Annotated in this window: 20 protein-coding genes; 12 read left to right on the forward strand and 8 right to left on the reverse strand. The window is 69.8% G+C overall.

Annotated elements, in window-relative coordinates; translation table 11 throughout:
• Nucleotides 1-98 precede the first annotated feature (98 nt).
• The 10 genes from ACLKM7_RS13615 (at nucleotide 99) to ACLKM7_RS13660 (ending at nucleotide 12,709) form a co-directional block, all read left to right on the forward strand.
• Nucleotides 99-1,214, forward strand: coding sequence for a mannose-1-phosphate guanylyltransferase (locus ACLKM7_RS13615; RefSeq protein WP_436447698.1), 1,116 nt, complete (start codon nucleotides 99-101; stop codon nucleotides 1,212-1,214).
• Between the two features lie 165 nt (nucleotides 1,215-1,379).
• Nucleotides 1,380-2,528: a BMP family lipoprotein gene (locus ACLKM7_RS13620; RefSeq protein ID WP_436447719.1), complete on the forward strand. Its 1,149-nt coding sequence runs from the start codon at nucleotides 1,380-1,382 to the stop codon at nucleotides 2,526-2,528.
• Between the two features lie 132 nt (nucleotides 2,529-2,660).
• A complete protein-coding gene (locus tag ACLKM7_RS13625; protein WP_436447699.1) occupies nucleotides 2,661-4,175 on the forward strand; it encodes an ABC transporter ATP-binding protein in 1,515 nt (504 codons plus the stop codon).
• Nucleotides 4,172-5,503 carry an ABC transporter permease gene (locus tag ACLKM7_RS13630; RefSeq protein ID WP_436447700.1) on the forward strand — a complete coding sequence of 444 codons (1,332 nt, stop codon included), beginning with the start codon at nucleotides 4,172-4,174 and terminating at the stop codon, nucleotides 5,501-5,503. Before ACLKM7_RS13625 ends, ACLKM7_RS13630 begins: the two co-directional genes overlap by 4 nt.
• A complete protein-coding gene (locus ACLKM7_RS13635; RefSeq protein ID WP_436447701.1) occupies nucleotides 5,500-6,804 on the forward strand; it encodes an ABC transporter permease in 1,305 nt (434 codons plus the stop codon). Before ACLKM7_RS13630 ends, ACLKM7_RS13635 begins: the two co-directional genes overlap by 4 nt.
• Before the next feature lie 2 nt (nucleotides 6,805-6,806).
• A complete protein-coding gene (locus ACLKM7_RS13640; protein ID WP_168912454.1) occupies nucleotides 6,807-7,208 on the forward strand; it encodes a cytidine deaminase in 402 nt (133 codons plus the stop codon).
• Complete coding sequence (locus ACLKM7_RS13645) at nucleotides 7,205-8,497, forward strand: thymidine phosphorylase (RefSeq protein WP_436447702.1); 1,293 nt, start codon at nucleotides 7,205-7,207, stop codon at nucleotides 8,495-8,497. Before ACLKM7_RS13640 ends, ACLKM7_RS13645 begins: the two co-directional genes overlap by 4 nt.
• Nucleotides 8,498-8,560: 63 nt before the next feature.
• Nucleotides 8,561-9,676 carry an adenosine deaminase gene (locus tag ACLKM7_RS13650; protein WP_436447703.1) on the forward strand — a complete coding sequence of 372 codons (1,116 nt, stop codon included), beginning with the start codon at nucleotides 8,561-8,563 and terminating at the stop codon, nucleotides 9,674-9,676.
• 476 nt (nucleotides 9,677-10,152) lie between these two features.
• Nucleotides 10,153-11,091 carry a hypothetical protein gene (locus tag ACLKM7_RS13655; RefSeq protein WP_436447704.1) on the forward strand — a complete coding sequence of 313 codons (939 nt, stop codon included), beginning with the start codon at nucleotides 10,153-10,155 and terminating at the stop codon, nucleotides 11,089-11,091.
• A 298-nt stretch (nucleotides 11,092-11,389) separates the two neighbouring features.
• Nucleotides 11,390-12,709 (forward strand): acyltransferase family protein, encoded by a 1,320-nt coding sequence (locus ACLKM7_RS13660; protein WP_436447705.1) that lies wholly within the window; start codon nucleotides 11,390-11,392, stop codon nucleotides 12,707-12,709.
• Here ACLKM7_RS13660 and ACLKM7_RS13665 read toward each other — a convergent pair.
• From ACLKM7_RS13665 to ACLKM7_RS13685, 5 genes are all read right to left on the reverse strand, one after another.
• Entirely contained in the window at nucleotides 12,673-13,332 is a 660-nt protein-coding gene (locus ACLKM7_RS13665) for a response regulator (RefSeq protein WP_436447706.1), read from the reverse strand. The two genes, ACLKM7_RS13660 and ACLKM7_RS13665, sit on opposite strands and share 37 nt — an antisense overlap.
• Nucleotides 13,329-14,531, reverse strand: coding sequence for a sensor histidine kinase (locus ACLKM7_RS13670; RefSeq protein ID WP_436447707.1), 1,203 nt, complete (start codon nucleotides 14,529-14,531; stop codon nucleotides 13,329-13,331). The genes ACLKM7_RS13665 and ACLKM7_RS13670 overlap by 4 nt, the downstream gene beginning before the upstream one ends.
• Before the next feature lie 269 nt (nucleotides 14,532-14,800).
• Entirely contained in the window at nucleotides 14,801-15,772 is a 972-nt protein-coding gene (locus ACLKM7_RS13675) for an SDR family oxidoreductase (RefSeq protein WP_436447708.1), read from the reverse strand.
• Nucleotides 15,769-16,767 (reverse strand): bile acid:sodium symporter family protein, encoded by a 999-nt coding sequence (locus tag ACLKM7_RS13680; RefSeq protein ID WP_436447709.1) that lies wholly within the window; start codon nucleotides 16,765-16,767, stop codon nucleotides 15,769-15,771. The genes ACLKM7_RS13675 and ACLKM7_RS13680 overlap by 4 nt, the downstream gene beginning before the upstream one ends.
• Nucleotides 16,764-18,137, reverse strand: a complete 1,374-nt coding sequence (locus tag ACLKM7_RS13685; RefSeq protein WP_436447710.1) for a flavin-containing monooxygenase — start codon at nucleotides 18,135-18,137, stop codon at nucleotides 16,764-16,766. Before ACLKM7_RS13685 ends, ACLKM7_RS13680 begins: the two co-directional genes overlap by 4 nt.
• A 125-nt stretch (nucleotides 18,138-18,262) precedes the next feature.
• On the opposite strand from ACLKM7_RS13685, the gene ACLKM7_RS13690 reads away from it, so the two are divergent.
• Nucleotides 18,263-18,772, forward strand: a complete 510-nt coding sequence (locus ACLKM7_RS13690; protein ID WP_436447711.1) for a PadR family transcriptional regulator — start codon at nucleotides 18,263-18,265, stop codon at nucleotides 18,770-18,772.
• Nucleotides 18,773-18,780: 8 nt separating this feature from the next.
• Complete coding sequence (locus tag ACLKM7_RS13695; protein WP_436447712.1) at nucleotides 18,781-19,542, forward strand: alpha/beta fold hydrolase; 762 nt, start codon at nucleotides 18,781-18,783, stop codon at nucleotides 19,540-19,542.
• A gap of 15 nt (nucleotides 19,543-19,557) precedes the next feature.
• Here the strand turns inward: ACLKM7_RS13695 and ACLKM7_RS13700 are convergent, their stop codons facing one another.
• The 3 genes from ACLKM7_RS13700 to ACLKM7_RS13710 are packed head-to-tail and all read right to left on the reverse strand — an operon-like array spanning nucleotide 19,558 to nucleotide 21,894.
• Nucleotides 19,558-20,280 (reverse strand): sulfite exporter TauE/SafE family protein, encoded by a 723-nt coding sequence (locus ACLKM7_RS13700; RefSeq protein ID WP_436447713.1) that lies wholly within the window; start codon nucleotides 20,278-20,280, stop codon nucleotides 19,558-19,560.
• A 22-nt stretch (nucleotides 20,281-20,302) separates the two neighbouring features.
• Complete coding sequence (locus tag ACLKM7_RS13705) at nucleotides 20,303-21,457, reverse strand: mannitol-1-phosphate 5-dehydrogenase (RefSeq protein ID WP_436447714.1); 1,155 nt, start codon at nucleotides 21,455-21,457, stop codon at nucleotides 20,303-20,305.
• A complete protein-coding gene (locus ACLKM7_RS13710; protein ID WP_436447715.1) occupies nucleotides 21,457-21,894 on the reverse strand; it encodes a PTS sugar transporter subunit IIA in 438 nt (145 codons plus the stop codon). The genes ACLKM7_RS13705 and ACLKM7_RS13710 overlap by 1 nt, the downstream gene beginning before the upstream one ends.
• Between the last annotated feature and the right edge of the window lie 98 nt (nucleotides 21,895-21,992).

A 21,992-nucleotide genomic window follows, 5' to 3' on the forward strand; every position in this document is an offset into this window, starting at 1 on the left:
GAACCTGTACGTTTCATCCTATTCCCGCATTCGGGACCCGGCGACGAAGGGGCACCTCACCCGGTCCCGGTGAGCGAGAGCCGGTTACCCTGTGACGCATGGCCCACGCGATCGAAGACTTCTACGCCGTCATCCCCGCGGGCGGCATCGGCAGCCGGCTGTGGCCGCTCTCGCGTGCTGACGCACCCAAATTCCTGCACGACCTGACGGGGTCGGGTCAGACGCTGCTGCGCGACACGTGGGACCGGCTCGAGCCCCTCGCCGGCCGCGACCGTATCGCGGTCGTAACGGGCCGGGCGCATCGAGCGGCGGTCGAGAAGGAGCTGCCGGGGATCGCCGACAAGAACGTGTTCCTCGAGTCCGAGCCGCGAGACTCGACGGCCGCGATCGGACTGGCCGCCGCGATCCTGGTGCGCCGCGAGCCGGACGTCATCATCGGCTCGTTCGCCGCCGATCATGTCATCCGCGTGCCGCAGCTGTTCGACTGGGCGGTACGCCAGGCCGTCGCCACCGCCCGCGAGGGATACATCTGCACGATCGGGATCCAGCCGTCCGAGCCGTCCGTCGGCTTCGGCTACATCAAGAAGGGCTCGGCCCTCGTCGTCGACGGCGCGCCCGAGGCCGCCCTGGTCGAGAGCTTCGTCGAGAAGCCCGACCTCGGCACGGCCAAGGAGTACTTCGCCGACCGCAACTACCTGTGGAACGCGGGCATGTTCATCTCACGAGCCGACGTGCTGCTGGGTGAGATCGCCGAGAACGAGCCGCAGCTCTACGCGGGTCTGATGGACCTCGCCGAGGCGTGGGACGACCGCGAGCTTCGTGGTCCGGTCGTCGACCGCATCTGGCCGACGTTGACCAAGATCGCGATCGACTACGCCGTCGCCGAGCCGGCCGCCGCCCGAGGACGCCTCGCGGTGATCCCCGGTCACTTCGACTGGGACGACGTCGGAGATTTCGCGAGCCTCGCGAAGCTCAACTCCGGCGGTCGCAAGAACGACCTGGCGATCCTGGGGCCGAACGCCCGCATCCTCTCGGATGCCGCCAGTGGAATCGTCATCAGTCAGACCGGTCGCGTGATCAGCCTCATCGGGGTGCGCGACATCGTCGTCGTCGACACCGAGGACGCGCTCCTGGTCACCACCAGCGAGCACGCGCAGCGGGTCAAGGGCGTGGTCGACGCCCTCAAGCTGAGCGGTCGCGGCGAGGTCCTCTGACCGCCAGCGGAGACGGATGCCGCGGCATCCGCTCATGACGGCTGTATTGCGTCTTTGTAACCATTGCCGGGAAGGCGTTCGCCGCGTATGCAAGTGCGGCGTCACAGTGTGTAACTTGATGCAGTCCCCGTGAAGGACTCGGGGGTCATGGATGTGGAGGCTGAGTTGACCATCTCACGCACCAAGAAGCTCGCCGGCGTCACAGCCGCGGCGGGCCTTCTGATCGCCCTCGCGGGCTGCGGCTCCGCCCCTGAGGCGGACCCGACCGACGGCGGCGACGCCGGCAACGTCGTCGAGGGCTTCACCCCTTGCCTCGTGTCCGACGACGGCGGCTTCAACGACAAGTCGTTCAACCAGTCCGCGCTCGAGGGCATGGAGCGCGCCGCCGATGAACTGGGCGTCGAAATGATCGAGGTGGAGTCCAGCTCTGCCAACGACTACGCGCCCAACCTGGAGAACCTCATCGCCGAGGGCTGCACGTTCATCGTCTCGGTCGGCTTCAAGCTGTCGGCCGACACCATCACCTCGGCCAACGCCAACCCCGAGGTCAGCTACGCCATCATCGACGACTGGGCCGACAACACCGGCGCCCAGGACGACGAAGGCAACGACATCGGCGACGGCACCACCGACGCCCCCAACATCAAGCCCCTCATGTTCGACACGGTCCAGGCCGCGTACCTCGGCGGCTACGCCGCGGCCGCATGGTCGGCGCAGGCGGGCGTGAACAAGGTCGGCACGGTCGGCGGCATCCCGATCCCGCCGGTCACGATCTTCATGGACGGCTTCGTCGACGGTGTCGCGAAGTACAACGAAGACAAGGGCGCCGCGGTCGAGACCTTCGGCTGGGACGTCGCGTCGCAGCAGGGCTCGATGACCGGTGGCTTCCAGGCCAACGACACCGCCAAGCAGGCGATGCAGGGAATCCTCGACCAGGGCGTCGACGTGATCCTGCCCGTCGGCGGACCGATCTACCAGAGCGCGCGTGACGCGATCACCGACGGCGGCTCGGGAGCCGTCATGCTCGGCGTCGACTCCGACCTCGCCGTCGCCGACCCCTCGGTCGCCGACATGGTCCTCGTGTCGATCATGAAGCGCATCGACGAGGCCGTCTACGAGGCCACCCTCGAGGCCTCCACCGGCGAGTTCGACGTGGCGCCGTACATCGGCACGCTCGAGAACGAGGGTGTCGGCCTGTCGAGCTTCGGCTCGTTCGAGGCCGAGCTGCCGGAGGGTCTGCTCGACGAGCTGGCCGCCCTGCAGGAGCAGATCATCTCGGGTGACCTCGAGGTGACTTCGCCCAGCTCGCCGTAAGCAGGCGGTATCCGCGATGCGGCCGGGTGGACTCCACCCGGCCGCATCCGTGCGGGGCGACCCTGCATTCGATGGCGCCGCGGCCGACCGGGTCTATGGTGCCGCGGGTGAACGGATATATAAGGTGCACATATGAAGCTCGAGCTGCGCGGGATCACCAAGCGCTTCGGCTCCCTCGTCGCGAACGATCACATCGATCTGGTGGTCGAGCCGGGGGAGATCCACGCCCTGCTGGGCGAGAACGGTGCGGGCAAGTCCACGCTGATGAACGTGCTCTACGGCCTGTACCAGGCCGATGAGGGCGAGATCCTGCTGAACGACGAGGTTCAGCGGTTCCGGGGTCCTGGCGACGCCATGGCCGCCGGCATCGGGATGGTCCACCAGCACTTCATGCTCATCCCCGTCTTCACGGTGGCCGAGAACGTCATGCTCGGTCACGAGGACACCAAGGCGCTCGGCGCGCTCGATCTCGCGAAAGCCCGCGAGCACGTGCGTGCCGTGGCCGACAGGTTCGGGTTCGAGGTCGATCCCGATGCCGTCGTCGGCGATCTCCCTGTCGGCGTGCAGCAGCGGGTCGAGATCATCAAGGCGCTCTCGCGCGACGCGAAGGTGCTCGTGTTCGACGAGCCCACCGCGGTGCTCACCCCGCAAGAGACCGACGAGCTCATGGCGATCATGCGCCAGCTGCGCGATGAGGGCACCTCCATCGTCTTCATCACCCACAAGCTTCGCGAGGTCCGTGCCGTCGCCGACCGCATCACCGTGATCCGGCTCGGCAAGGTCGTGGGCGAGGCGCTTCCGACCGCCTCGAACGCCGAGCTCGCCTCGCTCATGGTCGGCCGCGCCGTCGAGCTCACGGTGCACAAGGACGCGCCCAAGGTCGCCGAAGGCGGCCTCGACGTGCGGGACCTGCGCGTGGTGACCGCGAACGGCACCGTGGTGGTCGACAACGTCACCTTCCAGGCGCGTCCCGGCGAGGTCGTCGCCATCGCGGGGGTGCAGGGCAACGGGCAGACCGAGCTCGTCGAGGCGATCGTCGGACTCGCCGAGCGAGTCACCGGATCGATCAGCCTCGACGGCGTCGAACTGGTCGGCAAGAGCGTGCGCGGCATCCTCGACGAAGGCGTCGGCTTCGTGCCCGAGGACCGTAGCGAGGACGGCCTCGTCGGCGGCTTCTCGGTCGCCGAGAACCTCATCCTCGACCGCTCCGGCGACAAGGCGTTCGTGTCGGGCGGGACGATCCGCCGCGGTGTGCTCGAGGAGTTCGCCCGGGCGCGTATCGAGGAGTACGACATCCGCACGCAGGGGCCAGGCATCCCCGCCGGCACTCTGTCGGGCGGCAACCAGCAGAAGGTCGTCATCGCGCGCGAGATGAGCAGGCCGCTCAAGCTGCTGGTCGCGGCGCAGCCCACCCGTGGCGTGGATGTCGGCTCGATCGAGTTCATCCACAAGCGGATCATCGAGACACGGGATGCCGGCATCCCGGTCGTCGTCGTCTCCACCGAGCTCGACGAGGTCGCCGCTCTCGCGGACCGCATCGTCGTGATGTACCGAGGCGCGATCATCGGCATCGTCCCCGGCAACGCACCCCGTGACCTGCTCGGCCTCATGATGGCCGGCGAGAAGCCAGAGGAGGTCGTCGCGTGAGCGATCAGACACCCGGCGCCGGCCCCGACCCGCTGAAGGGACTGCCGCCCGAGCAGCTGCCCCCCGTGTCAGGCCCGCTCACCGGATCGCCGAGCCCGGCCGGCATCCCGGCCGCACCCCGGCAGAACGTGTTCATCAAAGACCTGCTGCGCAGCAGCTGGGTGACGACGATCCTCGCGATCGTGGTGGCGATGATCGTCGGGGGCATCCTCATGGCGATCACGGATGAAGAGGTGCAGGAGGCCGCGGGTTACTTCTTCGCGCGTCCGGGGGACACCTTCATCGCGATCTGGAACTCCGTGTACGGCGGCTACGAAGCCATGTTCCGCGGTGCGATCTTCAATCCGCGCGCGAACGACTTCGCGACGCAGATCCGTCCCCTCACGAACACTCTGGGGTTCGCGGCTCCGCTGATCGCGGCCGGCCTCGGCGTCGCGCTGGCCTTCCGCGTCGGCCTGTTCAACATCGGCGGACGTGGACAGATCCTCATCGCGTGCGCGGTGGCGGGCCTGCTGACGTTCAACCTGAATCTGCCGATGTTCCTGCAGCTGCCGATCACGCTGGCCGCCGGCATCGCCGGCGGTGCGATCTGGGGCGGCATCGTCGGCCTGCTGAAGGCCCGCACCGGCGCCCATGAAGTCATTCTGACGATCATGCTCAACTACGTCGCGTTCTACCTCGTGACGTGGATGGTCCGCACCCCCGGCATCCTGCAGCGCCCCGCCGGCGACCAGCCGATCTCGGCCGCGACGCCCGCCAACGCGCAGTTCCCGGATCTGCTGGGCCCGCGTTTCCCGCTCCTGGATTGGGGCTTCCTCATCGTCATCGGCGCGACGGTGTTCGTCTGGTGGCTGGTCGAGCGCTCGAGCCTCGGCTTCCGGCTGCGTGCCGTCGGCGAGAATCCGCACGCGGCGCGGGCAGCCGGCATCTCGGTGCAGCGCATGTACATCTACGCGATGCTCTTCGCCGGCGGCCTCGCGGGCCTTGCGGGCATGAACCAGATCCAGGGCGCGGTGACGACCGGCTTCGACGGGCTCATCGACGCCGGTATCGGATTCGACGCCATCACGGTCGCCCTCCTGGGCCGCAGCCGCGCGTGGGGCGTCTTCGCCGCCGGCATCCTGTTCGGCGCGCTGAAGGCCGGGTCGTTCACGATGCAGGCCTCGCAGGACATCCCCGTCGACATCGTGCTCGTGGTGCAGTCCCTGATCGTGCTGTTCATCGCGGCACCGCCGCTGATCCGCGCGATCTTCTTCCTCCCCAAGACCGACGCCGAGAAGGCCGCGAAGGCCAGAGCCAAGGCCGCGAAGAAGGCGGTGGCCGCATGACCTCCACGCCGACGACTCCCGCTCCTGCCGCAGCTCCCGCGCCTGCCGGCACTGTGCAGCTGGCGACCGTCAAGGTCCGCCACTTCAAGATGCCGATCACCCTGGCGATCGCCACGGTGCTGCTCGGCCTCCTCTTCCTGCTGGTGCCCCGTGACGGCATCAGCACGTTCCGCCTCGGCGACCCCGCGGCATCCATCGGTCTTCCGAACGTCAGTGTGCCGACAGCCGTGACGAGCTGGATCGTGTTCGCGCTGCTGGTGCTGCTGACCGTGTGGGCGTTCTGGGACGCGTATTCCTACCGGCGCACCGGCATGTGGCTGTCGATCGTGTTCGGCGTCCTCGCCGTCTTCGCGTTCCTCGTCTGGGCTGCCGCCGGCGGACTCGTGCCGGTGACCGGCCTGCTGTTCGGTGCGGTGTCGCTCTCGGTACCGCTCATCTTCGGCGCCCTCGGCGGTGTCATCGGCGAGCGGGTCGGCGTGGTCAACGTCGCCATCGAGGGGCAGTTCCTCTTCGGCGCCTTCAGCGCCGCCCTGCTGGCCAGCATCACGCACAACCCGTTCGTCGGCCTGGTCGGCGCGATGGCCGGGGGCGTGCTCGTCGCATTCGTGCTTGCGGCGTTCTCGATCAAGTACCTCGTGGACCAGGTCATCGTCGGTGTCGTGCTCAACGTGCTGGTGACGGGGCTCACCGGCTTCCTCTACGGCGCGCTGCTCGTGCCCAACGAGGCCGAGCTGAACCGCCCGGTGCGCTTCACGCGCTGGGAGATCCCGGTGCTGGGCGAGATCCCCATCATCGGACCAGTCCTCTTCAACCAGACCTTCATCGTCTACCTGATGTACGCCACGGTCGCTGCCGTGGCGTGGGGACTGTACCGCACCCGCTGGGGCCTGCGCCTGCGTGCGGTGGGCGAGCATCCCCAGGCCGCCGACACCGTCGGCATCAAGGTCAACTCGAGCCGCTTCTGGAACGTGTCGCTGGCCGGCGCGATCGCCGGAATCGGAGGCGCGTACTTCACCCTCGTCTCGGTCGGTCAGTTCACCAAGGAGATGACCGCGGGTCTCGGCTTCATCGCCCTGGCAGCCGTGATCTTCGGCCGCTGGGATCCGATCCGCGCGACGCTCGCGGCGCTGCTCTTCGGTTTCGCGACCAACCTGCAGAACCTGCTCACGGTGCTGCGCACGCCGATTCCGAGCGAGTTCATGCTGATGCTGCCGTACCTCGTGACGATCATCGCCGTCGCCGGATTCGCGGGGCAGATCCGTGGTCCCGCCGCCGCCGGCAAGCCGTATATCAAGGGATGACTGTGACCGACATCGACTGGGATGAACTGCGCGCCGCCGCCACGGAGGCGATGCACCGTGCCTACGCGCCGTACTCGCGCTACAAGGTGGGTGCGGCCGCCCTCGTCACGGACGGACGCATCGTCACGGGCTGCAACGTCGAGAACGCGTCGTACGGAGTGACCCTGTGCGCCGAGTGCGGGCTCGTGAGCGAGCTGGCGATGACCGGCGGCGGCGGCCTCGTCGCGTTCGTGTGCGTCAACGGCGAGGGCCACACGATCATGCCGTGCGGCCGGTGCCGCCAGCTGCTCTACGAATTCGCGATCCCCGGAATGCTTCTCGAGACGGTGTCGGGCATCCGCACCATCGACGAGGTGCTTCCTGACGCGTTCGGCCCGCGCGACCTCGAAGAGGCCGCCCGATGACGTCGGTCGAGGCATTCGACGCCGTCGATGTCATCCGCACCAAGCGCGACGGGGGAGCCGTTCCCGAGGACGCGCTGCGCTGGATGGTCGACGCGTACACACGCGGGTACGTCGCCGACTCGCAGATGGCCGCCTTCGCGATGGCCGTGCTGCTCAACGGCATGGCGCGCGACGAGGTCCGCGTCCTGACCGATGCGATGATCGCGTCGGGTGAGCGCATGAGCTTCGCGTCGCTGGGCAAGCCCACCGTCGACAAGCATTCCACCGGCGGCGTCGGAGACAAGATCACGCTTCCGCTCGCGCCCCTGGTCGCCGCCTTCGGCGTCGCCGTCCCGCAGCTCTCCGGGCGCGGCCTCGGCCACACCGGCGGCACGCTCGACAAGCTCGAGTCGATCCCGGGCTGGCGTGCGGCGCTGTCGAACGATGAGATGTTCGCGCAGCTGCGCGAGGTCGGCGCCGTCATCTGCGCGGCCGGCTCGGGGCTCGCTCCCGCCGACAAGAAGCTGTACGCGCTGCGGGACGTGACCGGCACGGTCGAGGCGATCCCGCTGATCGCGTCGAGCATCATGTCGAAGAAGATCGCCGAGGGCACCGACTCGCTCGTGCTCGACGTTAAGTTCGGCTCCGGCGCGTTCATGCGCGACATCGACAAGGCGCGCGAACTCGCCCGCACGATGGTGGAGCTCGGCACCGACTCGGGCGTCGCCACCACGGCACTCCTCACCGACATGAACACGCCGCTGGGCCTGGCGATCGGCAACGCCAACGAGGTGCGGGAGTCGGTCGAGGTGCTCTCGGGCGGCGGCCCGGCCGACGTCGTGGAGCTGACCGTCGCGCTCGCGCGCGAGATGCTCGCCCTCGCCGGCCAGCCGGACGCCGACGTCGAGGCGGCGCTCAAGGACGGCCGCGCGATGGACGCGTGGCGCGCGATGATCCGCGCTCAGGACGGGGATCCGGATGCCGCGCTCCCGGCCGCCCGCGAGACCCACACGGTGACGGCGGCCGAAGCCGGCTACCTCACCCGCCTCGAGGCGCTTCCCTTCGGCATCGCCGCGTGGCGGCTCGGTGCCGGGCGCGCTCGCGCCCAGGATCCGGTGCTGCACGCCGCCGGCATCGACCTTCACGTCAAGCCTGGCGACGTCGTCTCGCCCGGACAGCCCCTGTTCACCCTGCTCGGCGAAGATGCGTCCCGGTTCGATCGTGCACTCGAGGCGCTCGACGGGGCGTGGCAGGTGGGACCGGATGCCCCGGCCCCGGCTCCGCTCGTGCGGGAACGCATCACCGCCTAGGCTGAGGCATCCGTCCCGGCACCCCGTCCGCTCGCTTCCGACATGCCCCACCGAGGAGAGAACATGCCCATCGACCAGCACGGTGACGCCATCCTGGACGGCGTGTCGATCCGCGGTCTTCCGAAGGTGTCGCTGCACGACCACCTGGACGGCGGTGTGCGGCCGCAGACGATCATCGAGCTCGCCGACGACATCGGGCTCGATGTGCCCGAGACGGATGCCGACGACCTCGCCGACTGGTTCACCGAGAAGAGCGACTCGGGCTCGCTGGTGGAGTACCTCAAGACGTTCGACCTGACGACCGGCGTGATGCAGACGCGCGAGGGACTCACGCGCATCGCGCGCGAGTTCGTCGAGGACCTCGCCGCCGACGGCGTGATCTACGGCGAGGTGCGCTGGGCTCCCGAGCAGCATCTGGCCAGCGGTCTGTCGCTCGAGGAGGTCGTCGCCGCGGTGCAGGAGGGCATCGAGGAGGGGGAGGACGCTGCGGAGCGGCGCGGCCATGACATCCGTGTCGGGCAGCTGATCACCGCGATGCGGCACACCGACCGCTCGCTCGAGATCGCACGTCTGGCCGTCGACTGGCGCACCCGCGGCGCCGTGGGCTTCGACATCGCCGGGCCCGAGGACGGATTCCCGCCGTCGAATCACCGTGCCGCCTTCGACTACCTGGCGTCCGAGTTCTTCCCCGCGACGGTGCACGCCGGTGAGGCTGCCGGACTCGACTCGATCCGCTCCGCCCTCATCGACGGCCGGGCCCTGCGGCTGGGGCACGGCGTGCGCATCGCCGAAGACCTCGAGGTCGTCTCGCGCGCGGGCGAAGAGGTGCTCGTGCAGTTCGGCGACCTCGCGCGGTGGGTGCGCGACCGTGAGATCCCGCTCGAGCTCTCGCCCTCGTCGAACCTGCAGACCGGCGCGATCGAGCGGTGGGGCACGACGATGGAGGACCACCCCTTCGACCTGCTGTACCAGCTCGGATTCTCGGTGACGGTGAACGTCGACAACCGCACCATGAGCCGCACGTCGCTGACCCGAGAGCTCGCGCTGCTGGCCGAGACCTTCGAGTACGGTCTCGACGACCTCGAGGTGTTCCAGCTCAACGCCGCGGCCGGCGCGTTCCTCGCGGTCGAGGAGCGCGAGGAGCTCATCGACCTCATCACCAGCGGCTTCGCGGAGTAGCCAAACTCCTCGCGCTCCCGCGCGTGCGGTCCCGGTTCGGAGGTCCCCGTGCCGCGGCATCCGTCGGTGCTCGTGACCCGGTTGGTGCGGTCCGGGTTCGGCAGGTTCCGGATGCCGGGAATCTGCGAAACCCGGACCGCGACCGTCCTCCTCACGGGGGGCGGGAGTCGCTGGTGTCTACAGATCGGCTCCCGCGGCATCCGTCGGTGCTCGTGACCCGGTTGGTGCGGTCCGGGTTCGGCAGATTCCCGGCATCCGGAACCTGCCGAACCTGGCCCCCACCAACCGGGTCACAAGCACCGCGAATGCCGCGGCACGGGGAGGACGGTCGCGGTCCGGGTTCGGCAGGTTCCGGATGCCGGGAATCGGCGGAACCCGGACCGCGGCCTCCTCCCCACGGGGTGCGGGAGTCACTGGTGTCCACAGATCGGCTCCGGCGACGCGCCGGCGGTGACAGACGGTGCTGAGATCGTGGCGTGACCACCCAGGGATCCCCCTTCGGCGACGAGCCATTCGCTGTCGCCGCCGGCCTCGCGGCCGGAGTCGGTCGCGGCGCGCTGGCGGGCGCGCGATTCGACGCTCCGTTTCGAGGAGTCCGGCAGTGGAGAGGGGCGGATCCGGGCGACCCGGCCGAGCCGGACAAGCTGACCCCGAAGCAGCGGGAGCTCCGAGACTTCAAGAAGAGGTGCCGCCAGTTCGCCACGCGGATGGGCGACACGGACTTCTTCAGTCATGGCACCGCGCTCATCCTGCGCGGCGTTCCGACGCCGCTGGACTGGGACGAGGCGATCCACGTCTCCGGCCTCCGGCCCCGCAATCCCGCGCGCTCTGCGGGCGTCGTCTCGCATCGCCTCGCCCAGCGCGAGGCGGCATTTCGCGTCATCGGCGGATTGCGGGTCGAGCATCCGGTACGGGCCTGGGTGCAGGCATCCACTCACCTCACCGAGGTCGAACTCATCGTCGCGGCCGATCATCTCGTCGCTCGCCGCCGAGGTCTCGCGACGATAGACCAGTTGAGAGCCGAGGCCCGGCGAAATCGAGCACCCGCGCTCGAGCCTGTGCTCGACCGAGTGCGTGACGGGTCGGAGTCCCCGTGGGAGACAAGACTGAGGCTCATCCTCGTGGAGGCCGGTCTGCCGGAGCCGGATCTCGCGGTCGAACTGCGGGCGGCGGATGGCCGATTCCTCGCTCGGCTCGACCAGGGATACCTGCGATATCGCGTGGGCGTCGAGTACGACGGCCGTCAGCACGCAGAGAACCCCACACAGTTCGCGCGCGATGCCGATAGATGGCGCGACATCGCCGACGAGGGTTGGGATCTGGTGCGCATCCTGCATCATCATCTGTATCCCGACCCGAATGTCGCGATCGACCTGGTGCGTCGCGCCCTCCTTCGTGCCGGATGGCAAGGGTAGGCGCTCGGCCGGGTTCCCCGCGCCCTCCACCTCCGCCGCGCGGCGCTGCCGTCGGCTGCGGTCCACGTTCTGCCGATTCCGGGTGCGGTAAATCTGCCAAACCTGGACCGCACGCGTGGCCACGATTCGGAGGGACGGATCCGGAGGAAAGATGGAGGGATGCCGGGGGCCGGGGGCCGCGCACCCCCTACCGGGGTAGGGGGTGCAAGGACGGCTCTGCGGGGTGACGCGCGCGACGGGGCCCGATTCCTACGGTTGCAGGACACCGAAAGAACCCGAACAGAACTGGGAACCCGTCGTGACGCTTCTGGATCGTCCCCGCACCGACACCGCCCGCACTTCCCCCGCTCCGAGGGATGCCGCGATCGACCTCGTGCGCGCCGTGTGCCTCGTCGTGGTCGTCGCGCTGCACGCCTTCATGGCCGGGATCGCGGTCGTGGACGGCGAGATCGCGGTGACGAACGTCGTGATCGGCCAGGCGTGGTTCGCGCCGGTGTCGTGGATCGTGCAGATCATGCCGATCTTCTTCATCGTCGGCGGATTCGCCGGGATCACGCAGTGGCGGCGCATGCGGGACCGCGGCGAATCCGCCGTGTCGTTCGTGACCGGCCGCCTGCGGCGCCTCGCGGTGCCGGCGATCGCCGCGTTCGCCGTGATCGGCGTCGGACTCACGGTCGCGCTCATGGCCGGTGTGTCGCCCGACCTGGTCGGCGAGCTCGGGTTCCGCATGGCGCAGCCGATGTGGTTCCTCGGGGTGTACCTGGGCGCTTCGGCTCTCGTGCCGCTGCTGTCGCGCTGCCATGAGTGGGCTCCGCGCATGACGCTCGGGATGCTGGTGCTCGGGGTCGTGGCGGTGGATGCACTGCGAATGGGCACCGGGATCGCCGGCCTCGGCTTCCTCAACCTCGCGTTCGTGTGGCTGGCCATGCAGCAGCTCGGCTTCTGGTGGGCCGACGGGCGCCTCGCGGTGATGTCGCCGCGGCGACTCGTCATGGGGCTCAGCGCCTCGCTGATCGTGCTCGCCGGACTGTTCGCGTCGGGCGCGTACTCGCCCGACATGTACGAGAACCTCAACCCGCCGACGATCTGTCTGGTCGTGCTCGGCGCCGCCCAGCTCTTCGCGCTGGCGCTCGCCGCACCCCGCCTGCGGCAGGTGGCCGCCCGCCCGCACATCGCAGCCGCCGTCGATGCGATCGGCAGCCGTTCGATGACGGTGTACCTGTGGCACATGCCGGCCCTCGTCCTCGTCGCGGCGCTGCTGTTCGCGTCGGGTGTTCCCTTCCCCGACCCGCTGAGCCCGCTGTGGTGGGCGACACGGCCGGCGTGGATCCTGAGCGTCTGTGTCGCGACGGTGCTGCTCGTGCTCGTGGCGCAGCGCTTCGAGCGCCGCCGGGTCACGACCACGGGTCAGGAGCCGGCCCGAGGCCGGGTCGTGGTGGCCGTGGTGCTCGGTATGGCCGGTGTGGTCGCGGTGCTGATCGGCGGGTTCACTCCGCTCACGGCCGTGCTCGCCGTCGCCGGACTCGTCGCATCGCTGCGGCTGGCCTCCGGCCGCAGCGCATCGGTCCCGCGCGCCGGCCGCTACCCGGCGCCCGGGATGACGAGCCCGGCCTCGTAGGCGGCGATCACCAGCTGGGCCCGGTCGCGGGCGCCGAGCTTGGCGAGGATCCGCGAGACGTGTGTCTTCACGGTCTGTTCCGCGACGAACAAGCGTGCGGCGATCTCGGAGTTGGTCTCGCCCTGCGCGACACCCACGAGCACCTCGCGTTCCCGCTCGGTGAGCTGGCCGAGGACGGCGCGATCCGTGCGCCGCGGTCCTCTGGTCGCGGCGAACCGCTCGATGAGCGTCCGGGTCGCGCTGGGGGCGAGCAGCGCGTCGCCGGCGGCGATGATCCGGACCGCTTGCGTCAGCTCCTCGGGCGACGCGTCCTTCAGGAGAAAGCCGGCCGCGCCGGCCGACAGCGCGTCGAAGACGTAGTCGTCGATGTCGAAGGTCGTCAGGATCAGGATGCGGGGGGCCTGCGGCGCGGCGGAGATCTCCCGGGTCGCCGCGATGCCGTCGAGCACCGGCATCCGCACATCCATCAGCACGACATCCGGGTGAAGCTGCGCGACGAGCCGGACGCACTCCTCGCCGTCGGCGGCGGAACCGACCACCTCGATGTCGGGCTGCTCGCCCAGCAGTGCCGAGAAGCCGGCCCTCACCATGGCCTGGTCGTCTGCGATCACGACACGGATCATTCGGATGCTTCCTCCTTCGTCGCCGGGAACTCCGCGGTGACCTCGAATCCGCCGTCGCTCGTCGCGGCGGCGACCACCGTGCCGCCGGCGCTGCGCACGCGTTCGCGCATGGCGACGAGCCCGTGGCCCCCACCGGCGACGACCGTGGCGTGGGTCGTGGGGCGCTCGTTGCGCACGCGGATGACCACCATGCCGTCCAGCGCCTCGACGGCGACCCGGATGGCGGCCCCGGGCGCGTGGCGCAGCGCGTTGCTCAGTGCTTCCTGCACGACGCGGTACGCGGCGAGGTCGGCGATCGCCGACAGCGCGGGCTTGTCGGAGCCGATCCATTCGCTCCGCACGTCGGCGCCGGCCTGCGCGGTCTGGCGCACCAGCACGCCGATGTCGGCGAGCCCGTGCTGCGGCTCGACGAGGGGCGCGTCTCCGTCGACGCGCAGCGCGTCCAGCAGCCCGCGCATCTCGCGCAGCGCCGTGCGGGCCTGAGTGGCGATGTCGGCGAACTCCTCCGCGGTGCGGGTGTCGACGCCGCCGAGGCGTGCGGGGGCGCTCGCCGCCTGGACGTTGATGACCGACATGCTGTGCGCGATGACGTCGTGCAGATCGCGCGCGAGCCGCGCCTTCTCTTCGGCGATGACCCGGCGCGACAGCTCTTCGGCATTGATGCGCTGCTCGCGCACCAGCTGCCTGCGGATGCGACGCCACTGACGCACCGCGATGCCGATGCCGAGCACGCCGGCGCCGATCGAGACGAAGACGACGATGTTCGCCGTCGCGGCATCGGCGTGGCCGCCGCCGTGGACCAGGGCGATCACGATGGAGCCTGCCGCCGACAGGCCGAAGATCGAGCTGGCGATCTGCCACGGGGCCCGGAAGGCGAGCAGGAACACCATGCAGAACTGGGTGATCTCGGGTGCCACCGCCCATGGCCACGGTGCTTCCGGCGTCGGCGCCGACAGCCACAGCAGACCGCACACCGCGAGCACCGAGATCACGCCGGCGGCCGTCGGCCAGCGCAGGGCGAGCGGCAGTGCGCCGACGTGCAGCACGGTGAGGCTGAACGCGGCAGCCAGCGGCACTCCGTAGATCGTCGCCGAGAGTGGGACCTGCACCGAGATCAGGGCCAGCGCCACGGCTGACACCGCGACCCAGGTCCATGCTTCGGACCGTCGTCCGCGCTCGACGGGTTCGGTCGTGCTCACGTTGCCCTCCGTCTGCTGTCGCTCCAGTCTCCCTGATCTCGGTGCCCCGGCGCGCGAGAAGGTGCCCGGGCGCGAGAAGGTGGCCCGGCGCGCGAGAAGGTGCCCCGGCGCGCGAGAAGGTGTCCCGGTGCGCGAGAAGGTGCCTCGCTGCGCGACGAGGTGCCCCGGCGCGCGAGAAGGTGCCACCGTCTCGGCGACGAAGGCACCTTCTCGCGAGTTGGCGCACGCCGCGACGCACCGGACCTCGACGCCGGAGCGACGCGCAGGGGTCAGCGCCGTGCCACGCCGGGATGGGTCCGCAAGTACTCCTCGAACGCCTCCGCCGAGGTCATCGCCGGAGTGAACCCGAACCGCGTCTTCAACGCCTCGTTCGCGAGCACGGGGCGGTACCTCAGGAACCCCACCTGTTCGGGTCCGTGCACGGTGAGGCGCAGCATCCGTCCGATCCGAAGGCCGAACCCGATCAGGGCCGCAGGCACGGTGATGACCGGCTTGCCGAGACGGCGCGCGATGTCGTGAATCGTGAGGCGGCCGTCGCCGGCGACGTTGTAGATGCCGGGCGGTCCGTCGGTGGCGGCGCGGACCATGGCCGCAGCGACGTCGTCCACCCACACGAAGACGAAGGGCGAGTCCGAGCCGCGCACGGCCAGGAGCGCGGGGCCGTCCCACAGCGCGGTGATCTGGTTCTGCACGCTCGGCCCCAGGATCGTGCCGATGCGGAACACCACCTGTTCGAGCGCGGGGTGGGTCACGCGCAATCCCGCGAGCATCTGCTCGACGAGGCGCTTGTGCTTGGCGTACGGGAACTCCTCGTTGCCGCGCACCGGGTCGGACTCCCGCAGCCATTCCGGATTGTCGGGGTGGTACCCGTACGCCGCGCCGGAGGACGAGACGACGATGCGGCGCACACCGGCCTCGACGCACGCGTCGAGCACCTGACGGGTGCCGTCGACATCGACGCGGTACTCCAGGTCATGGTCGCGGCCCGGGCTCACGATCGCCGCAAGATGCACGACGACATCGATGTCGTGCCGCTCGAGAAGAGCGGCGAGGCCGGCCGGTCCCGTCACATCGCACTCCTCGTAGAGCACATCCTCGACGGGATGCTCGGGCGGCCGCACATCGCCGGCCACCACGAGCTTAACGTCGGGATGCCCGGTGAGGGCGGTGACGACGTGCGAGCCGAGGAACCCCGCGCCACCCGTCACCAGCACACGGACTCCGCGGGCGGCGACGCTCACGAGGCCGGCCCCGCCGGTGTCGCGGCGTCGCCGGCCGTGGCATCCGTTCCGCTCGTCGCGGCCGCGTGCCGCGATGCGTCGCCCTTCGCCGAGCCGGTGCGTCGCCGGGTGTGGCGGGCCCACAGTGCCGCGAGGACGAGACCCGCGATGATGTCCCAGATGCCCCACCAGCCGGCGACGATCGCCATGCCGCCCAGACCCCCGAAGAACGCGAACACCAGCCCGAGTCCCAGGCCGGCATTGCGGATGCCGACCTCGAAGGTCATCGCCTTGCGCTCGCGCGTGCCGAGTCCGCCGACCACTGCCGTGCCGTAGCCGATCGCGAGGGCGACCGCGTCGTGGATGGTCACGACGAGCACGATGATCCCGAGGAACGCGACGAAGTACGACCAGTTGCCCGCGAGCGCCGCGACGATGAACGCCACCAGCGCCAGCAGCGAGAACCACTTGACGAACGGCTGGACCTTCGTCGCGAACCGCTCGAACCGGTTGCGGATCAACAGCCCGGCCGCGAACGGCAGGCCGATGATGAGGAAGATGTCGAGCAGCATCGCCCACGGGTTCAGCTCGACAGCTTCGAGGAGCGTGCGGGCGGTCGGGTGCACGGAGCCCCAGAAGGCGACCGACAGCGGCAGCACCACGATGTAGAGCAGGTTCGACACCGCGGTCATCGACACCGACAGGGCGACGTTGCCTCCGGAGCGATGCGTCAGCACCTGCGAGATGTTGCCGGGAGGGCAGCACGCCACGAGGATCATGCCGAGCGCCATCGAGGGCGTCACGGGCAGGATCAGCGTCAGCCCGAATGTGACTGCAGGCAGGACCACGAGCTGCGCGAGGATCGCGATGACGAACGGCTTGGGCTTGCGCGCGACGACCTTGAAGTCGTCGACGGTCGTGTCCAGTGCGATCCCGAACATGATGAGCCCGAGCACGACGTTGAGCACCACGAGGGTCCCGGGATTGAAGTTCAGGACGACGTCGTCGGGATTCATGCCGAGACTCCCTTCACGCGGCGTCGGACGAGAGGCGGACGACGGATGCCGCGGCGCGGCGCGGTGGCGACGGCATCCGTCGTCAAGCTCTCGGTGGCCGCACGCACGGCACGCCGGTAGGCGTCCTTGTTGACGTAGTACGACATGCGCTCCAGGCCCAGATAGCGGTAGCCGCCGCTGAGATCGGGCCACGGTTCGTCCGCGACGCGGGCGCGGAACGCCGCCGCGCGCTCGGGGTGACGGTCCAGCGCCGAAAGGTACGCGGCGATGAGCTCGGCCTGCTCGTAGCGGCCCTGCCAGCCGATTCCGGATGCCTCGATCATGCCCATCACGAAGAGTCCGTTGAAGGCGGGCGGGAAGACGTTGAGGTACAGCTTCGGCGACCAGCCGGTCCAGTTGAGTTCCTCGCGCACCACGAACGGGTAATCGAGCGTGTAGCCGGTGGCCATCAGCACGACGTCGTACTCGCCGCTCGACCCGTCGCGGAAGTGCACCGTGCGCCCGTCCAAGCGGTCGATGTCGGCACGGATGCGCAGATCGCCCTGGCCGAGGTGATTCAGGATCAGCGTGTTGACGATCGGATGCGACTCGTACAGGCGGTAGTCCGGCTGGGGGAATCCGAACCGCACCGGGTCGCCGGTGAAGGCCCGCAGCACGCGGGTGTCGACGAACTGCTTGACCCGCGCGGGGAGCGGACGGCCCTGGTTGAGCGTGTCGGAGGGCTTGCCGAACAGGTAGCGGGGCACGAAGTAGTACCCGCGGCGCACGCTCATCTCGACGGATGCCGCGTGATGGACCGCGTCGACCGCGATGTCGCATCCCGAGTTGCCGGCGCCCACGATGAGCACGTGCTTGCCGGTCAGCTGCGTCGCCGTCTTGTAGGCGCTGGTGTGGAGGACCTCACCGGTGAACTCGCCTCGGAAGGTGGGGAGGTTCGGCTCGGCGAGCGTGCCGTTCGCAAGGACCACGCCGTCGTAGCGCTGCTCGACGGAGCCGTGCGGGCCTTCGGCGCGCAGCATCCATCCGCCGTCCTCGGTGCGCGTGAGCGAGGTGACTCTCGTCCCGAAGCGGAACAGCTCGGCGAGCCCGAAGTGGTCGGCGAACTCGCGGAAGTACGCGATCAGCTCGCGGTGACTCGGGTAGTCGGCGGTCGAGCGCATCGGGAACTCGCGGAACTCGGTGGTCGTGCGGGACGAGATGAGATGCGCGGACTCGTACACCGTCGAGCGGGGGTTGTCGATGTCCCACAGGCCCCCGACCCCGCGCGATGCCTCGTAGCCGTCGAACGAGATGCCCTGCTTCTGCAGCGCCCGTGCGGCCGACAGGCCCGACGGGCCTGCTCCGATGATCGCGTACCGCTGCTCCGTCATGGATTCCTCAGTGTGCTCCTCGCACGTCGTCGTGCGCCAGTAGAGACCTTATGTTCTCGTCATTGAGGGAGGAAATTCACGGTCTATACTTGCAGGGTCCTATATATGTGTTGTCTAATATCACCATGACACTTCCGGCGATCATCCTCGGACTGCTCGACATCGAGCCGATGACCGGCTACGACCTCAAGAAGGCGTTCGACGGCTCGGCCGCCCACTTCTGGTCGGCCGACCAGGCACAGATCTACCGCACACTGAGCAAGCTCGTCGACGAAGAGGCCGTTGAGGTGCACGTGATCCCCGGGGAGGGGCGGCCCGACCGGCGCGAGCACCGGATCACCGACGGAGGCAGGCGGATGCTGGCGGACTGGCTCGACTCGCAGCTCGAGCCGGAGCGCGCCCGAGAGCCCTTCCTGGCGCGCCTCTTCTTCTCCGGGCGCGGCGAGCCGGAGCTCGCGCCCCGGCTCCTGGCCGAACGACGGGCAGCCGTGGAGCAGCGGCTTGCCGCTCTCCGTGCGCTGCCGCGGGCGACCGCCACGCGGGAGCAGCGGCTGCGCACGGCGACGCTGGACTACGGGCTGCGGGCGCTCGAGGCCGAGCTCGAGTGGATCGACGCGACGCTGGCGGTGCTGTGATGCGGTTCGTGGAGTCCGGCCCGGCGGGGGCCGAGAGCATCCTGTTCATCCACGGCGGCAACGTCGCGGGATGGATGTGGCGCGGCCAGGCCGAGGCGCTTCCCGGCTTCCATTCGCTCATCCCCGACCTTCCCGGCTTCGGAGCATCGGCCGGCGAGTCCTGGCCGACGCTCGTCGAGGTGGCCGACGCCCTCGCCGATCTCGTGCGCGCGCACGGCGAGGGCGGGCGGGCCCACGTGGTCGGGCTGTCGCTCGGCGGCGTGCTCGGTGTGATCCTGGCGGCGCGGCATCCGGATGTCGTCCGGAGCGTGTTCGTGACGGGCGCGGCGGTGCGGGGAGTCCGCGGAGTGACGCGTGTCATCGGGCTCGCTCAGATCGCGGTGTGGGGGTCGCGCTCGTACTGGACGGGGCTTGCCCGCAGCTTCCGGCTGCCCGCCGACTCCGTGGACGAGTTCGTCACCACCGGCCTCGGCATCGATCGGGACTCGGCCGGGCGCATGATGCGCGAGGTCTACGACGGCGTGCCGGCGTCGGTGCTCGACGGGCTGCGCGGCCTCCAGGCTCCGCTGCTCGCGATCGCCGGTGAGCGAGAGCCGCGCGTGGTCCGCGCGGCTCTGCGCGACGTCGTCGGCCGCACTCCGCGCGGAACCGCGGCGATCGCCCCACGGATGCACCACGTGTGGAGTGCCGAGGACCCTGAGCTGTTCCACCGGGTGCTCCGGCACTGGCTCGCGCGCACCGAAGCGTCGCCCGAGCTGCGCCCCGCTTGAGCGACCTCGCCGGCTTCACACGAGAAGCGCGAGGATGCCGCGGCCGAGCACCACCGTCGCCCCGGCCCACGCGAGCACGAGCATGGCTGCGCGGGCGATCCGCGGCGACACGTTGCGCGCGAGGATCGTGCCGATCGCGATGCCCGCGACGGTCGCGAGGGCGAGCGCGCCGAGGTCTTCGAGAGGGACCGCGGGAAGCCCTCTCAGGGCGACGGAAGCGATGTCGAGGGCGACGAAGATGACCTGTGCGCTGGCAGCGAAGCGCACCTGCGCCCACCGATCGCCCACGGCGTAAGCCGCCAGCGGCGGACCGCCCAGCCCGCTCGCGGCGTTCATGAAACCCGCGGCGGAGCCGGCGATGACGGCACCAGTGCGTCCGGTGAGGGAAGCAGACAGCGCGGGGAGGTGGCCGGCGACCAGTGCGAGATACGCCATCGCGGCGATGAGGAGAAGGAGCGCCGCTTCCGGGAGGAGTCGCACCACGAGCACGCCGAACGGAGCCGCCAGCAGGCCGGGCCAGACGAGCCACCACGTGCGACGCCAGTCGATTCGCCGCCACACCAGCGGGATGGCGACGAGGGAAGCGATGAGCGCGAGGATCACCGCGATCGTGATGCCCTCGACCGGGCCGTACAGCAGCACGATGGGCCCGACGAGCACGAGAACGAACCCGAGTCCGGTGATCCGCTGGATGACGGCGGCGACGAAGGCGGCGAGACCCGCGAGGACAACGGTCACCGAACGAGCGTACCCGCGGTGCTCAGGGCCGGAGCTCGGCCTGCCGGGCGGCGACGACCTCCTGAACGCGGGGGAAGAGCGGATGCCCCGGCTCCAGGCCGGTGACCGCCTCGGTGATGGACGCGGCATCCTGTTCCCGCAGCATCCGCTGCAGATCCACCGACTGCGCGTCCTCGGAGTCGTCGAACGCGAGTGCCGCGCCCATCGCGTCGACGAGCGCGTCGACGCTCAGCCCGCGCTCGGCCGCCTCGGCGGCAGGGCCCACGAAACGCTCGTGCCGAGACAGCTTGCGCAGCGGCTGCCGGCCGACGCGCCACACCGTGTCGGGGAGCGCCCGATTGGCGAATCGTGACAGGATCGTCGCCCGGTAGCGGGCGAGCTCTGCCGCGTCGAACTCGTGCTTGGCCTCGAGCAGCGCCGAGGTCTCTTCCAGTGCCGCGCTGACGCGCGCCGCGATGTCGTCGTCGGCCAGCGCCTCCGAGATGGTCTCGACGCCGGCCTGCACCCCGTAGTACGCCGTGGCCGCGTGGCCGGTGTTCACGGTGAAGAGCTTGCGCTCGATGTAGGGCGCGAGATCGTCGACGAAGTGGGCGCCCGGGATGTTCGGCGGGTCGTCGCCGAACGGATCCCCTTCGATCGCCCACTCGAAGAACGGCTCCACCGTCACATCGACGCCGTCGCCGGGAGCCTGCGCCGGCACGATCCTGTCGACCGCGGTGTTCGCGAACACCGCGCGCGACGCCAGGGCGTCCCACGCTTCGCCGGCGAGGGCCACGATCTCGCCCCGCAGCAGGTCGGTCGCGCCGATGGCGTTCTCGCACGCCATGATCTGGAGCGGGGGAGAAGACGGATCGCGAAGGGCCAGGCCCGACATGATCAGCGGAGCGACGAACTTCAGCACGGTCGGCCCGACCGCGGTGGTGACGACATTTGCGCCGGCGATCTCGTCGATCACCTCGTCGGGATGCTCGGCGCTGTTGATGGCACGGAAACCGGTCACCACGATGTCGCGCCCACCCTCGCCCACCTCGTGCACGGTGTACGACGACGCGGCATTGATCGCGTCGACGAGCGCGGCCGCGACGTCCGAGAACACCAGGTCGTAGCCGCCCTCGTGCAGCAGCAGGCCGACGAAGCCCCGGCCGATGTTGCCCGCGCCGAAGTGGACGGCCTTCATCACACGCCCGCGGCCGATACGAGGGAGAAGAGCTCCTCGGGAGACTGGGCCCCCTTCAGCTTCTCGACCTCGTCCTCCTCGGAGAAGAGGATCGCGATCTGCGAGAGGATCTCGAGGTGCTCGTCGCCCTTGCCGGCGATCCCGATCACGAACGTGACCGGCTCGCCGCCCCAGTCGACACCCCCGTCATACCGCACGACCGACAGTGCGGACTCCAGGATGGCGTCCTTGGTCTCGTTGGTGCCGTGAGGGATCGCCAGCTCGTTGCCCATATAGGTCGAGACGGTCTGCTCCCGCTGCTGCATCGCGTCGAAGTACGCGCCGGTGACGGCGCCGGAGGATTCCAGGATGTCGGCCGCCTCTTTCATCGCCTCCTCGCGCGTCGCGCTGCCGGAGTGGATGCGCACCTGCCCGATGCTCAGAACGTCCCGTGCCATGTCTGCCGCCTTTCGTCGATTCCGGATGCCGCTGTCTCGGCGTCGTCTGCCGTCTTGCGTGTGGTCGAGCCGAGGTGGTGGGGGGGGGGGGACCCCGC

This window comes from Microbacterium sp. I2, from assembly GCF_051364985.1.
Lineage (GTDB): Bacteria > Actinomycetota > Actinomycetes > Actinomycetales > Microbacteriaceae > Microbacterium.